The organism is bacterium (assembly GCA_021372775.1).
In the GTDB taxonomy this organism is placed as follows: Bacteria; Acidobacteriota; Polarisedimenticolia; order J045; family J045; genus JAJFTU01.
The window spans coordinates 1-12,993 of record JAJFTU010000438.1 but is presented as its reverse complement, the minus strand read 5'-3'; the positions used below and the strand labels follow the sequence as shown (position 1 = coordinate 12,993).

General features: G+C 73.0%; 12 protein-coding genes. 4 read left to right on the top strand and 8 right to left on the bottom strand.

Annotated elements, in window-relative coordinates; genetic code table 11:
* The coding region (locus LLG88_15075; protein MCE5248229.1) for a hypothetical protein at nucleotides 1-639 on the bottom strand (639 nt) is incomplete at its 3' end.
* Between the two features lie 222 nt (nucleotides 640-861).
* On the opposite strand from LLG88_15075, the gene LLG88_15070 reads away from it, so the two are divergent.
* Nucleotides 862-1,866, top strand: coding sequence for a nucleotidyltransferase family protein (locus tag LLG88_15070; protein MCE5248228.1), 1,005 nt, complete (start codon nucleotides 862-864; stop codon nucleotides 1,864-1,866).
* A 6-nt stretch (nucleotides 1,867-1,872) separates the two neighbouring features.
* Here the strand turns inward: LLG88_15070 and LLG88_15065 are convergent, their stop codons facing one another.
* The 6 genes from LLG88_15065 to LLG88_15040 form a co-directional block, all read right to left on the bottom strand.
* Complete coding sequence (locus LLG88_15065; GenBank protein ID MCE5248227.1) at nucleotides 1,873-2,973, bottom strand: radical SAM protein; 1,101 nt, start codon at nucleotides 2,971-2,973, stop codon at nucleotides 1,873-1,875.
* Between the two features lie 15 nt (nucleotides 2,974-2,988).
* Nucleotides 2,989-3,861, bottom strand: coding sequence for a hypothetical protein (locus LLG88_15060; GenBank protein MCE5248226.1), 873 nt, complete (start codon nucleotides 3,859-3,861; stop codon nucleotides 2,989-2,991).
* A gap of 70 nt (nucleotides 3,862-3,931) precedes the next feature.
* The gene (locus tag LLG88_15055) at nucleotides 3,932-4,078 is read right to left on the bottom strand and encodes a hypothetical protein (GenBank protein ID MCE5248225.1); all 147 of its coding nucleotides are present in this window, start codon (nucleotides 4,076-4,078) and stop codon (nucleotides 3,932-3,934) included.
* An 11-nt stretch (nucleotides 4,079-4,089) separates the two neighbouring features.
* The gene (locus LLG88_15050; GenBank protein MCE5248224.1) at nucleotides 4,090-4,782 is read right to left on the bottom strand and encodes a hypothetical protein; all 693 of its coding nucleotides are present in this window, start codon (nucleotides 4,780-4,782) and stop codon (nucleotides 4,090-4,092) included.
* A gap of 50 nt (nucleotides 4,783-4,832) precedes the next feature.
* Nucleotides 4,833-7,262, bottom strand: coding sequence for a hypothetical protein (locus LLG88_15045; protein MCE5248223.1), 2,430 nt, complete (start codon nucleotides 7,260-7,262; stop codon nucleotides 4,833-4,835).
* A 2-nt stretch (nucleotides 7,263-7,264) separates the two neighbouring features.
* Nucleotides 7,265-7,633 carry a PqqD family protein gene (locus LLG88_15040; GenBank protein ID MCE5248222.1) on the bottom strand — a complete coding sequence of 123 codons (369 nt, stop codon included), beginning with the start codon at nucleotides 7,631-7,633 and terminating at the stop codon, nucleotides 7,265-7,267.
* A gap of 162 nt (nucleotides 7,634-7,795) precedes the next feature.
* Here LLG88_15040 and LLG88_15035 point away from each other — a divergent pair, with 162 nt between their 5' ends.
* Entirely contained in the window at nucleotides 7,796-9,037 is a 1,242-nt protein-coding gene (locus LLG88_15035; protein ID MCE5248221.1) for a glycosyltransferase, read from the top strand.
* 55 nt (nucleotides 9,038-9,092) lie between these two features.
* Here LLG88_15035 and LLG88_15030 read toward each other — a convergent pair whose 3' ends face one another.
* Nucleotides 9,093-10,301, bottom strand: coding sequence for an aminotransferase class I/II-fold pyridoxal phosphate-dependent enzyme (locus tag LLG88_15030; protein ID MCE5248220.1), 1,209 nt, complete (start codon nucleotides 10,299-10,301; stop codon nucleotides 9,093-9,095).
* 184 nt (nucleotides 10,302-10,485) lie between these two features.
* Here LLG88_15030 and LLG88_15025 point away from each other — a divergent pair, with 184 nt between their 5' ends.
* Both LLG88_15025 and LLG88_15020 read left to right on the top strand, forming a co-directional pair.
* Nucleotides 10,486-12,627: a PAS domain-containing protein gene (locus LLG88_15025; GenBank protein MCE5248219.1), complete on the top strand. Its 2,142-nt coding sequence runs from the start codon at nucleotides 10,486-10,488 to the stop codon at nucleotides 12,625-12,627.
* Nucleotides 12,628-12,630: 3 nt separating this feature from the next.
* Nucleotides 12,631-12,993: response regulator (locus tag LLG88_15020; protein MCE5248218.1), on the top strand; the 363-nt coding region annotated here is incomplete at its 3' end.

Sequence of the window (12,993 nt, the reverse complement as noted above, 5' to 3'; positions counted from 1 at the left end):
GGCGGCGGCGACCGGGCCGCCGGGGGCGGTCGGCGCGACGGCGGGCGCCGCGGCGCCGTTGGGCGCGTTTGCGGCGGCGACGCTCGGCGCGTTCGCGGCGGCGCCGTTGGGCGCTTTCGCGGCGGCGACGTTCGGCGCGTTCTTCGCGGCCGCCGCGGCTTGGCCCTTCGTCTCGACCTGAGGCTTCGCGCCCTTGCCGGCGCGCCCTGCGGCGCCGGCCGGGGCTGTCGCCGTCGGGCCGCCTTGGCCGGTCGTCTTCGGCGCGGCCTTCGCCGCGCCGACCGCGGGCGCCTTGGATGCGGCGGCGGACTTCCCGGCGCGGCCCGTCTCGGCCTTCGGCCTGGAGGCCCAGCGGGAGGCGCCGCCCGTCGTCTTGCCCCGCGCGGTCCGGGAGGACGCCGCGGCGGCGCCCCCTCGCGGACGGCTCGAGGCGGCGCCGTTCGCCGGCGAGGAGGCCTTCGCCGGCGCGGGGGCCGTCGCCTGGGCGAGGGCCTTCGCCGGGGCGGATGCGCTCTTGCCGGGCACGCTCGGCGTTCCGGCGCCGTCCGCGGCGGGGCGGGCCGGTCCGGCGGCCAGGACGGCCGGCGAGACGGCGAGGCAGAGATTCAACAGCGCCGCTGCGGCGCGGGCGGTCTTCATCGGGAACTCCCTCTCCCTGACTTGTCGTGCGAAGATGCCCGGACCTGAAGCGTCGGCGCGAGAAAGTTCGGCCGCGGATCGTCTCCGGATCGTCCCGCGGGGGCGCGTCGTCGCCCCCGGCGATGGTCCGCGACGCGCTCGGCGCGGGACGCCGAACGGCGCGGGACCCGAGGGGACGCCGTCGCCGGCGCGGCGGATCGATCGGACGGACGGGAGAGCGGAATGAGGCCGGGCGAGAGTCGGGAAGGGCGTTGGCTGCGCCGTCTCGCGGCCGAGGGGATCGCGCCGTCGGCGGAAGGCTTGGACGGGGCGCGCCTGGTCGCGTTGGCCCGCCGCCATCGCCTGTCGGCGCTCGCCGGGTCGCTCCTCGCCGCCGGCGGGTCCGCGCCGTCGTTCGCGGCGGAACTGGTCTCGGACTGGCGACGCGCGATCGGGGAGCAGGCGCTCGCCGCGCGGGCGCTCGAGGAAGTGGCCGAGCGGTTTCGGGCGCGCGGCGTCTCGGCGCTGACGTTCAAGGGCGGCGACGTGGGGCGGCGGCTCTACGGGCCGGGGGAACGCCCGTCGAACGACATCGACCTGCTCGTCGCGGAGGACCGTCTGGACGACGCCTTGGCCGCGCTCGCCGAGGCGGGGTTCCGGACCGACGCGAGCGGGTTCGCCCGTCAGCGGCGGCGCTGGTTCTCGGCGGCCTTTCGCTCCGTGCCCTGTCCGCGGCTGCTGATCGACCTCCATTGGCGGCTCGGTCCGTCGTGGCGGGCGCGGTGGAACGAGGCGGACGTGGCGGCGAGGTCCGAGGCGTCGCCGGGCCTGCCGGCGGGCATTCGGCGCATGGCGGACGCCGACGTCGCGGCGCACCTCGCGCTGCACGCGGTGGCCTTCCACGGGGCCTCCGGACGCTGGATCTGGTGGCTCGACATCCGGCGGCTCTGGGCGACGTCGCCCGACGCGGCGGCGGCGTGGCGCGCGCGGGCGGCCGAGGTCGGCGGCCTCGTCGCCTTCGACGCGGCGCGGCTGCGCTGCGCCCGCCTCTTCGGCCCGCTGGCCGGCGAGGAGACGCTGCCCGCGCCGGGCGTGCGGGCGCGGCTGGCGGCGGCGCACGGCGCCTTCTGGGAGGACCGCGCGGGCGACAAGCTGGCGCGCTGGCCGGTCGCGGCGCTGGTCGTCGATCGGCCGCTGGGAATGGTCGCGGCGATCGGCCGCGCGCTTTCCCGGCCGCTTCGGGGCTGAAGGCGCTCAGCCGAGTTCGGAGACGGGGTCCTTGCCGTCGAAGCGACGGGCCACGCTTTCCTCGCGCGTCGCGCCGCCGCGGCCGAAGGCGTCCTTGCGCGCCTCGGCCATCTCCCGCGCCCAGCGGCTCGGCCCGAAGAAGTCGCCGTCCTCCAGCTTGGCGTCGAGGTGGCAGCGGCCGCAGAACGAGGCGTTCACGCAGCCGGCGCAGGTTCGAAGATCGCCCCACGTGACGTTGCGGAGCCGGAGGAGGATCGGCGACGTCGCCCAGATCTCCGCGAACGTGCGTTCGCGCAGCGAGCCGGCGGAGGGGAACCGCTGCGAGCAGGGGAAGACCTCGCCGCGGGCGGAGATCAACGCGACGCGGCGCGCCGATGAGCAGACCGCGCCGCCGTCGTCGGGGGGCGTCAGGCCGGACGGATCGACGGCGAGCCCCATTTCGGGATCGCGGCAGAGGCCGCGGAAGTCGTCCGGCGTCAGGCGGAACGCGAGCGGCGCGTCGTCCTGGTCGTAGCGGGAGACGATCGTCGGGTCGAACTTGCTCGACGCGCCGATCGAGCGCGCGAACGCGGCGACCGCGCGCCGCTCGTCGGCGAGGCCGTGCATCAGCGGCGCCTTGAGGACGACCGTCGCGCCGCGTTCGGTCAGCAGGCGCGCGGCGCGCAGCGTCTTGTCCAGCGAGCCGGGGCGGCGCGTCACGGCGTCGTGCTTCTCCGGGTCGAGCGAGAAGAGGGAGAGCTCGACGGCGAGCGGACCGATCTCGGCGATCGCGCACGCCTTCTCCTCGTCGATCAGCGTGCCGTTGGAGAAGAGGCGCAGCGCGAAGCCGAGTTCGCGCGCGCGGCGGGCGATCGGCAGCGCGTCCTTGCGGAGGAAGATCTCGCCGCCGGTCAGCGTGAGGAAGAGGGTTCCCGCCGCCCGAAGTTCGTCGAGGATCCGCAGGACCTCGTCGGTCGTCAGCTCGCCGCGGACGTCGTCGAGGTCCACGTAGCAGTGGACGCAGCGCTCGTTGCAGCGGTTCGTGAGCTCGAGGATCACGGACAGCGGAACGTCGTCGATCAGGGCCTGCGCCTGGAGGCGCTGCATCGCGTTCGGGCGGGTCTCCATCGGTTCCTCGCCGCTCTAGGGGCGCGCCGGTCCCGCCGGCGGCGCGAGGGCCGACGCCTGCGGCGGGGCGGGGCGAAAGAAGGAGAACTCGGGAAAGGCGTCGAGGGCGTCCCAAAGGCCGGCGTCGGGCAGGAACTCGAGCGCGTAGGCCGGGACGCGCCGCAGGACGGCGCCGGCCGCCTCGAAGAAGGCGCTCTGCACGTCGGGCAGGGGAAGCGGGGCGCCCCCCGCCGCCATCAGGCGCGGCAGCGCCTCGGCGGGGGAGAGGCGTCGCGCGCGGTGGCGCGGCGCTTGTTCGAGGAAGACGAGGGCGCCGCACGGGGCGGCGAGGGGGGCGCCGCGCCAGAACGGGGTGCCGTGGAAGCGGCGGCCGACGCCGGCGGGCACGAAGGCGATCATCTCGTCGGAGAGGACGGTCAGTCCCGCGGCGCGGCTGATCTCCGCGACGGTGCTCTTGCCGGCGCCGGAGGGACCGCTGAAGGCGACGCCGAAGTCGTCGCGCACGACCGCCGCGGCGTGGAGGAGCGTGCCGCCGCGACGCAGCAACTCGACCCCCAGGGCGACGCGCACGAAGAGATCGACGTGCGCCTGCGCGGCGGGGACGACGCACTCGCCGCGGCGCGCGCTCCAGTCGAGAAACCCCGCGAAGCCGAGCCCGCGCAATTCCACGCGGTCGAGCGTGCCGACGGCGTCCACCGCGGGGTTGGCGACCCACTCCGGGTGCAGGTCGTCCGGCGGCGGGCCGGGGGCGGCCGCGACGCGGATCTCCAAAGGCGATCGGGCGGCGGCCGGGCGGAGGAAGTCGGCGTAGCGCCCTTCCGAGCGCGCGGCGAGAGCCGGATCGTCGATCGTCAGCGCCACGTCGATCGTGGCGATACTGAGATTCAAGCGCGTTTTCATCGGTGGGTTGAAGAAAGGGCGCCCGAACAGGGCGCCCTTTCCGAGACCTGCGCCCGGCTCAGAGCCGGGACGCGCCGGAGCAATTGCCGGGCTGCGCGGCGCACGAAAGCGCCAAGACAACCGGCTCGTAACGTTCTTCCCACTCCACGGCGGGGCGTTCCCACTGGGGGGTCTGCGCCTTCGGGGCAGGGTTCTTCGCGTCCATGGCGATCTCCCTCACTGGTTCGTCAGACGGAACGTGGTCCGCGTGGAGCTGACGACCTTGCCGTCCTGAAGGATGTCGACCTGCGCGGTCCAGAGGCCGTACAGGTTGTTTTCGGTGATCCACGTGCCGGCGACCATCAGCCGCTGCGACGTGAAGAGCCCGTCGCGCATCAGGCGGGCGTCGATCGTGCCGGCGGGCAGCGCGCGCGACAGCCGCACGAGCCGCTGCGGAACGGCGATCTCGACGGGGTTCGGACCGAGGTCGGCCCGCTTGATGGTCCGCCCGGCGGCGCCGGCCGGATCGCACGGAACGACCCGCTCCTCGTAGAGATTGCCGTCGGGGAGGTAGAGGCGCAAACGCTGGTCGAACGGGCGGCTGTTGAGACGGAGCCGGTCGTACATCGCGAGGATGTAGACGTTGAGCGTCTTCAGCGCGTTGAACTGGTTGACGACCGGGATCTTCACCAGCGTGCGCGACGACATGACCTGCGCCGGATCGACCGGCGAAACCACGACCTGCGCCGCGGGCTGCCGGACGTAGGCGGTGGCCGGCGTCGCCTGCCGCGCCGTGGACGTCTGTTCCTGCGCTGCATCCCGCTGGGTCGCGACCCGCTGTTGGGCTTCCGCCGTTCCGGCGAACAGGGCCAAGGCGAGCAGGCCGGCCGTCGCGGCGCGCCAGCTGAACTGTCGAACGAGGTTCTTCATGCCAAATCCTCCGCGCGGGCGGCGCTGCGCGCCGCCCACGGCCGCGAGCGTCAGTTGCCCAGCTTGATCCAGTTGATCGATCCGTCGGTGCCGGAAGCGACCATTCCCTGGCCCGTGCCGTCGTTGTAGTCGAACACCGGCGTGCCGACCGTGACGCCGCCGCGGACGAGGAACGGCGTCGGGGCCGTCGCGTTCGTGGCGTCGAAGCGGTAGATGCGGCCGTCGTTGCTGCCGACCCAGAAGGCGTAGACCGGGCCGCCGCCCGCGGAGCCGGAGAGCAGGACCGGAATGGAGGGGGCGCCCGGCGCGGCGTCCGTGCCGAGGGCGCGCTCCCAGTAGGTGCTGAAGTCGAAGCCGGTCGAGCGCAGCAGGACGCCGTGGACCTTGGTCTGCGTGCTCCAGACGATCCAGTTGGAGATCACCGGACCGTCGGCCATCGGCGCCGAAGCGGCGATGCCCTTGACGTACCCCTCGCTCGGGCTGGCCGCGGTCGGGAGGTTCCCGGTCGTGCCGATCTGGAACAGGGCGACGCCGTCGGCGTCGTAGACGAAGAGCTGGCCGAGGTCGTTGCCGAGGACGAACCACTCCGTCGCGGGGTCGCGGCGAACCAGGCCCGGCGAGGCGTAGATGGCGCCGATGCCGCTGATCGTCGCGGTCTCGGTCATCGCGTTGTCCGTGTTGAGGTCGAGAACGACGGCCGACATGCCGCCCGTGATGAACGGAACGACGACGTGCCGGGTCTTGTAGAGGATCAGCGGCGCCTTGTTGATGATGCCCAGCGTGCCGGCGCCGTCGGGGTAGGAAGCGAGAACCGTGGAGAGGTCGCGGCTGTACATCACGACCTTGTTGTTGGCGTTGCTGCAGCGGCTGCCGACGATCACGCCGCTCGCCGCTTCGTCCGCGTCGTTGTCGGGAACGGTGTCGTAGGCGGCGAGGATCGCCACCGGGCCGGCCTGCAGGGAACCGGTGCAGCCCGCCGAGCCGCCGACGGTGTTCGCGACGTCGGCCGGCGTCATCGCTTCGTTGTCGGCGCCGTCGACCGTGTAGCCGTAGAGGAAGCCGTCCTGGCCGGACACGTAGACCGCGTCGGTTTCGTCGGCTTCAGGCGTGATGTTCAGGGCGAGCGGGCGGGCCTGCGAAGAGCCGCCGATCTGCGGCGGATCCCAGAGGCCGCGCGTGCCGTCGGCCGGGGCGAGGTTGTGCAGCAGGCGGTCGTTGCCCACGGCGAAGATGCCGAGCGTCTGCGATTCGTTCCCCAGGACGGACGGCGGATTGAGGTTCGAGGCGGCCGTGGCGACGTTCCACTTGAAGTAGCCGGGCTGGCCGGGCGTGGAACTGATCGAGGCGCCGGAGGAGTAGTTGTGTTCCGCGCTGAAGGAGAAGAACTTGTAGTTGTAGGTGTTGTCGGGATCGACGTCGCTGTCGGTGCAGTTGGGTCCCGCGCCGGAGCAGAGGACGTAGTCGCCGGCGCCGGTGGTCGTGCCGGGGGCGTATATCTCGCCGTCGGTCGGCGTCGTCGCGACCGAGCCGTTGGCCCGCTTGAGGATCAACGTGCCGGCCGCGGCGGAAGCCGGGGCGAACTCGACGTCCGCGACGGCGTTGGTCGCGGCGACGGCCAGCTTGGAGGCGTTCGCGGGAGCGACGACCGGCGTGTAGGCGAAGATGAACTGGTAGCCGTGGGTCGCCATGCCGGAATCCTGCGTGTCGTACGGATCCGGGTAGTACCAAAGCATGCTCGACCGGGCGCCGTTCTGGATGCCGATGATGTTCGGCAGGAAGTTGGTCCAGTCGGCCGATTCGTTCTCGGCGTAGATCTCGACGTAGATCTGGTTGTTCGTGTGGTCGAGCGCGACCGCGAAGCCCGCCGTCGAGGTGGAGTCCCCCTCGAGGTGCACGGCCCCGTTGAAGAGGATCACCGTGCACGTGTGGCCGGCCGCCGCGCCGGTGCAGGTCGCGCCGGTGCGGTAGGTCACGCGGGAGCTGCCCGAATTCAGCACGCTGCCGTAGGCGTAGATCGCGTTCGCCGGCGAGGTGTTCCCCGCCGCGAGCGTGGCGTCGCCGACCGGCAGGGAGGCCTGCGAGGAGGCGCCGAACGTCAGGTAGCCGTTGCTCGAGACGTAGACGGTGCCGTAGCTCGCCCCGTAGAACGAGAACGTCGCCCCGTTGGCGAAGGTGATCGCGCGGTAGCTGTTCACGCCGGCGGTGCCGGCCGGCAGCCACCCGCGCGGACCGCTGTCGGAGATCGTCGAGAACGCCGTTCCGTCCTCGAGAATATCGGGGATCAGCGGCGCGCCGGCGGCGCCGCCCACGTTCAGCGTGCAGACATAGCCGAACGAGTCCCGCGTCGTCCCGTCGCACACCGTGTTCGTCGCGAAGGCGGCGGACGTCGCCAGCGCCGCGACGGCGAGGAGCGCCGCGCCACGGAGGCAGCGCCGGAAGACGCCGGCGAGAACGAAGCGCTGCGTTTTCACGCTTGCCATCATCATCTCTCCTCCGGAACGTCCGGCGCTGACGCCCGGTCGCTCCGTTGCGGGTCGAATCCTTGCTCGACGATCACGAGGTCGCGCCGGTGGAGGTCCTGGACGAACTCCAGAACGCCCGCCTCCGCTGTTTCGCGATCGATTCCGTCGCGGTCCGCGACCTCGCGGGCGATCTCCGCCAAGCTGCGCCGCCCGTCCAAGAGCGACCAGACGAACGTGCCGCCGGCGTTGAGGCCGAGAAGGCGCTTCCCCTCGTAGTGGAGGACGACGGTCTTGCCGCCCAAGTTCTGCTGGGCGAGCCGGGGGTTGGTCCGGAGACGCGCCGAGAGCCCCGGAAGCGGCTTCGCATGGTCCACGGCGTTCGCGTCCACGAGTCAAATCCCCCACGGTTCAACGCGTCCCGCCTTCGCCGATCGCTTTGCCGGGCGCACATGGCTACACTTTCCGCGACGGCGGACGCGGGTGGATCTTACGACGAGCTGTGCGGCGGTGTCCACGGCCGCCGGCCAGATTCGACGGGGAGAGCGGGGACAATGAGTTCGGACGAACGCCCCTTGGCGCTCCACGTCGCGACCCGGCTGATCTTGGGCGGACCGACGAGGGCGATCGGCGCGACGTTGGCGGCCCTCGAGCGGCGCGGGTTCCGGACGGCGCTGGCCGCGGGCCGGGCCGAGCCGGGGGAGGTCGAGGACTTGGCGGCGAGGGCGTCGGTCCGGATTCCGGCGCTGCGGCGCGCCCCGGCGCCGTTCTCCGACGCGCTGGCGCTCCTCGCCTTGGCGCGGCTCGTGCGGACGCTCCGCCCGGCGGTCGTCCACACCCACACCGCCAAGGCGGGCGCCTTGGGCCGGCTGGCCGCGCGGCTGGCCGGCGGCGGGGCGGCGACGGTCCACACCTTCCACGGCCATTCCCTCGGCCGGGCCGCCTCCGGCTGGGCGGCGCCGGTCTGGACGGCCTGCGAGCGGGCGCTGGCGGCGGGGGCGACCGACTTGGCTCTGGCCGTCTCGCCGGGGCAGCGGGACGAACTGGCGCGCCTCGTGCCGCGTCTCGAAGGTCGGCTGAGCACCGTCCCGCTTCCCCTGGACCTGACGGCCTATCCGCCGCTCGGGGCCGACGACGCCTGGGATCTGGGCCGCCGGACTCGTCCCGCGGCGCCGGACGGGGTCTCGCTGGCCTTCGTGGGCCGGGGGGTCCCGGTCAAGGGGCTCGACTTCCTCGCGCGCGCCGGGACGCGCCTCGGCGCGCGGAACCGGCGGGCCGCGGAGCGCCTGACGATCGTCGTCGCCGGGCCGGTCGCCCCCGAGGTCGCCCGCGCGATCGACGACGAACGGCGCGCCGGGTCCGGGCCGCAGTGGCTCTTTCTCGGGCCGCTGCCGAACCCGCTCCCCGTGATCGCCGCCGCCGGGGGGATCGTCCTCCCCTCGTGGTCGGAGGGGACGCCGGTCGCGGTCCTCGAGGCGCTGGCGCTGGGGCGGCCGGTTCTGGCCTCGGCCGTCGGGGGAGTGCCGGAACTCCTCGCCGCCGACTGGAGGCGCGAGGGGCCGGGGGCTTGGCGGGCGACGCCGGCCCCGCCGCGGGGGCTGCTTCTGCCGCCGGGCGACGTCGAGGCGTGGGCGGAGGCGCTGGAGCGGTTCGTCCTCGGGCCGCGGCGGATTCCCGGCGATCCGGTGGAGCGTCGGGGGTTCGCGCAGCGGGTCTTCGACCCGCGCGGCCGCGGCGACGACGTCGCCGCGCTCTACCGGGATCTTCTGAAGAAGAAGGAACCCCGCCCGCGCTGAAATGGAAACGGGCGGGCCGCCCGGCCCGCCCGTTCGATTCGTCCCGTTCCGCCGGTCAGCGGCGGGAGCGGGTGTATTCCGCCAACTTCGTGAAGGCGTCCTTGAGCAGCTCTTCCTGCGGAAGGAAGACGATCCGCACGTGCTGCGTGCCTTCCTTCTGGCCGAAGCCGGAGCCGTGGACGAGGACCACGCCGTGCTGCTGGATCATCTCGCGGACCAGCGTCAGGTCGTCCAGGCCGGGGATGTCGAACTTGGGGAAGGCGTAGAAGGCGCCGCGCGGCGGGACGCAGTGCCAGCCGGGGATCGCGTTGACCATGTCCACCAGAAGGTCGCGGCGGCGGCGGAGCTTCGCGTTGACCTCGGCGACGTGGGTGTTCGGCCCTTCGAGGGCCGGCTTGACCGCCCACTGCACCGGGTGGTTGGCGCAGAGACGCGCGCGGACCAGACGGCCCATCGCGTCGAGCAGCGGACGCAGCGAGTCCTCGGGGCCGCTGAGGATCGACCAGCCGATCCTCAGGCCGGGGCCGAGCCAGACCTTGGAGAGGCCGCCGAAAGTCGCGATAGGCACGTCGTCGCGCAGCGAGGCGGTCGAGACGAGCTTCGTCTCCGGATCGATCAGCATCCGGTCGTAGATCTCGTCGGAGAGGACGACCAGCTTGCGGCGCGCGGCGAGGTCGAGCAGCTTCTCCAGCGTCTCGCGGCCGGCCACGGAGCCGGTGGGGTTGTTGGGGTTGATCAGCACGACTGCGCGGACGCCGTCGTCGCAGAGCCGCTCCATCTGGGCGACGTCCGGCTGCCAGCCGTTCTCTTCGTCGAGGTCGTAGTGGACGGCGCGGGCGCCGAGCTTCGCCAGAACGGCGCCGTAGAGCGGATAGCCGGGGCTCGGCACGAGGACGCCTTCGCCCGGCTCGAGGAGCGCGGTGAGGAGCGTCTCGATCGGCTCCGACGCGCCGTGGCCGACGAAGATCTCGCGGATCGCCTTGATTCCCTTGCGCTCCTCCGCGTCGCGGCGGATCGCCTCCCGCGCTTCGGGCAGCCCCTCGGACGCGGAGTAGGAAGTCTGGTTGTCGCGGAGCGCCTTGACGATCGCCTCGACGACCGGCTCGGGGGTGCGGAAGTCGAACTTGCAAGGATCGCCGATGTTCAGGTAGATCATCTTCTTGCCCGACTTCGCGACCTGATTGGCCAAGGCCACGACGTCGCGAACGGCGTACGTCACGCCGTCGATGCGGGCGGCGGTTCGGATCGGACCGAAGCTGCTCATCGCGGGACTCCCTTGGGAACGATTGGGTGGGAATGCGCCGCCGCGCGCGGGCGCGCCGCGGCAGTGCAGCAGTCTAGCGCAAGCGGCGGCGCGGGGCTTCCGCGGCGGCGGGGACGGGCCGTCCCGGGGCGGTTTCGCCCGGTATACTCCGGACGGCGGCGCGCTCCCGCGGAGTCCCGAGACAGTGGCCAAGGCGGCGTCCAAGGCGGGGGAGTATCCCCCGGCCGACGAGATTCTCCGCGTTCTCGACCGAGGCGGCATCCAGACTGCGCTGGTCGGGGGGGACGGGCGCGTCCGCTGGGCCAGCGAGGGGCTGGTCCGAAGTCGCGGCGAGGCGTTGATCGGAGGGGAGGCCCGGACACATCTTTTCCGGCGGAGGCGCGACGCCGAGGCCTGCCGGCGGGAAGAGGTGCGGGAGACCGGCGAGGCCCGGCGCGCGTGGCTGCCGGCGTCGCGTCCCGGCACGGAAGGGCCGCGGCAACTCTTGGTGCAAGTGCGCTTGCCCGGGGGGGACGTTTTGGACGCCTTCATCGACACCGACGCCCTCGAGCCGACGATCCCCGACCACGTCTTTCGGGAACGGGCGCTGTCGGAAGGGCTGCGCCACGTCCCCGCGGGGGTGCTCCTGCTCGACGCCGAAATGCGGGTGTCGGCGCTCAACCCCTCGGCGCTGCGCCTGCTGGGGCGCGACGAGGCGGAGCTCAAGGGGCGGCCGCTCGCCGAGCTCCTGCCTCCGGGAACGCTGCCGGCCGAGGGGCGCGATCTCTCGCGGCTGCTCGTGGTCCGGGGGGCGATCGAAGAGCGCGAAATCGTCCTGCCGCACGAGGACGGCGCGCGCGCGGCCCTCTTCAACCTGGCCGCCGTGCTTGCGCCGGACGGGACGCTGGCCGCCGCGACGGCGGTCCTGACCGACATCACGCGGGAACGGCGGCTGACCGAGGCGCTGGAACGGCAGGTCGGGCATCTGACGCTGCTGCGCGCCGTCGGTCTCGCCTTGGGGCGCGCCTCGCGGCTCGACCAGGTCCTGCGCCTGTTCGTGGCCGCGGCGGTCCACCCGTCCGGCCTCGGCCTGGCGGCGGCGGGGTTCTTCCTGGTCGACGAGGGGCGGCGGACCATCCGCGGCCGCATGGCCCGGCTCGCCCCGAGCCGCCGCGCGGCGAACGTCCGTCCGGTGGACGGCTCCGGGCAGGAACTGGAGGCGTTCGCCTTCGGGCCGGTCTCGTCCGCCGACCGCCAGCTCGAAACGACGGTGCGGCGGTTCTTCGTCCCCCTCGACGACGAAGACCATCCCCTCGTCGCGGCGCTCTCCAGCCCCGGTCCCTGCGTCTTCGAGGCGGGCGGTCCGGAGGACCGGCGGCCGCCGCTCTTCGCCTCGGTCGCCGGACGGTCGCGGCTGGTCCTCGCGCCGCTGAGCAACCAAGGGCGGCGGCTCGGCGTGCTCGTCGCCGCGGTCCCTCCCGGGCAGACGATCGACGACGACCGGATCGCCTTGCTCGGGATGGTCGCGTCGACGGCCGCCGGCGCGGTGGCGCGGGGGCGGCTGCACGACGAGCTGGCCGGGCGGCTCGAGGATCTCCGCGACGCCAACGCGCGTCTGCGCAATCTGCAGGGGCAGCTGCTCAAGGCGGAACGCCTGTCGGCGATCGGGGAACTGGCGGCGGAGATCGTCCACCAGATCCGCAATCCGCTGTCGGTCGTCGGCGGGTTCGCGCGCCGGCTGGAGAAGGTCTGCCCGCCCGACGATCCGCGGCACGAGGACCTGGCGATCATCATCGAGGAGGCGCGGCGGATGGAGGGGATCCTGGCAAGGATCCGTCAGGACGTCCGCTTGGCGCGCAGCCCGGCGAAGGAAAGGGTCGATCCGGCCGGCGTCGTGCACGACGCCGTCGCCAGATACACCGACCTCGCCCGCGAGGAGGGGGTCGGTCTGGCCGCCGCCGCCGAGCCGGGACTGCCGGCCGTCCGCGGCAGCCGCGAGATCCTGCTGGAAGTGCTCGACAACCTGCTGCGGAACGCCTTCGACGCGATCGGCGCCGGCGGGCACGTGTCCGTGACGGCGCGGCGGATCAAGGAGGCGATCCACATCGTCGTCGAGGACGATGGTCCGGGGATCGCGCCCGACTGTCTCGAACGTATCTTCGAGCCGTTCTTCACGACGAAAGTCGGCGGGACCGGTCTGGGGCTGCCGCTTTCCAAGAAGCTGGTCGTGCAGTGCGGAGGGGCGTTGAGCGCCGACAGCCGGCAGGGAGAGGGCTCGCGGTTCCGCATCGTCCTCCCGGTCTGGACGGCGGACGAGGCGCGCCCGCGGAACGACGAAGGGGAGTGAACGATGGCCGTGATTCTCGTCGTGGACGACGAGCCGCACCTCCGGCTCCTGTACCGCAAGGACCTCGAAGACGCGGGGCACACCGTCCTCGAGGCCGGATCGGCGGAGGAGGGGCTCAAGGCGTTCGCGGAGCGGCGTCCGGACTTGGTCGTGCTCGACGTGCGGATGCCGGGGATGAACGGACTCGAGGCGATGGCCCGGATTCTCGACCGCGACCGGCGGGTGCCGATCGTCCTCAACACCGCCTACGACTCGTACCGCGACGACTTCACCTCGTGGGCCGCCGACGCCTACGTCACCAAGGGCGCCGACACCGAAGAGCTGCTCCGCGTCGTGCGGCGGCTGCTCGAGGAGCGGGAGCACCTC

What these genes read in the sequence shown, in the direction of transcription:
- LLG88_15070 (MCE5248228.1), top strand. Translation starts at nt 862, where the DNA reads ATGAGGCCGGGCGAGAGTCGGGAAGGGCGTTGGCTGCGCCGTCTCGCG.
- LLG88_15065 (MCE5248227.1), bottom strand. Translation starts at nt 2,973, where the DNA reads ATGGAGACCCGCCCGAACGCGATGCAGCGCCTCCAGGCGCAGGCCCTG.
- LLG88_15055 (MCE5248225.1), bottom strand. Translation starts at nt 4,078, where the DNA reads ATGGACGCGAAGAACCCTGCCCCGAAGGCGCAGACCCCCCAGTGGGAA.
- LLG88_15050 (MCE5248224.1), bottom strand. Translation starts at nt 4,782, where the DNA reads ATGAAGAACCTCGTTCGACAGTTCAGCTGGCGCGCCGCGACGGCCGGC.
- LLG88_15045 (MCE5248223.1), bottom strand. Translation starts at nt 7,262, where the DNA reads ATGGCAAGCGTGAAAACGCAGCGCTTCGTTCTCGCCGGCGTCTTCCGG.
- LLG88_15035 (MCE5248221.1), top strand. Translation starts at nt 7,796, where the DNA reads ATGAGTTCGGACGAACGCCCCTTGGCGCTCCACGTCGCGACCCGGCTG.
- LLG88_15030 (MCE5248220.1), bottom strand. Translation starts at nt 10,301, where the DNA reads ATGAGCAGCTTCGGTCCGATCCGAACCGCCGCCCGCATCGACGGCGTG.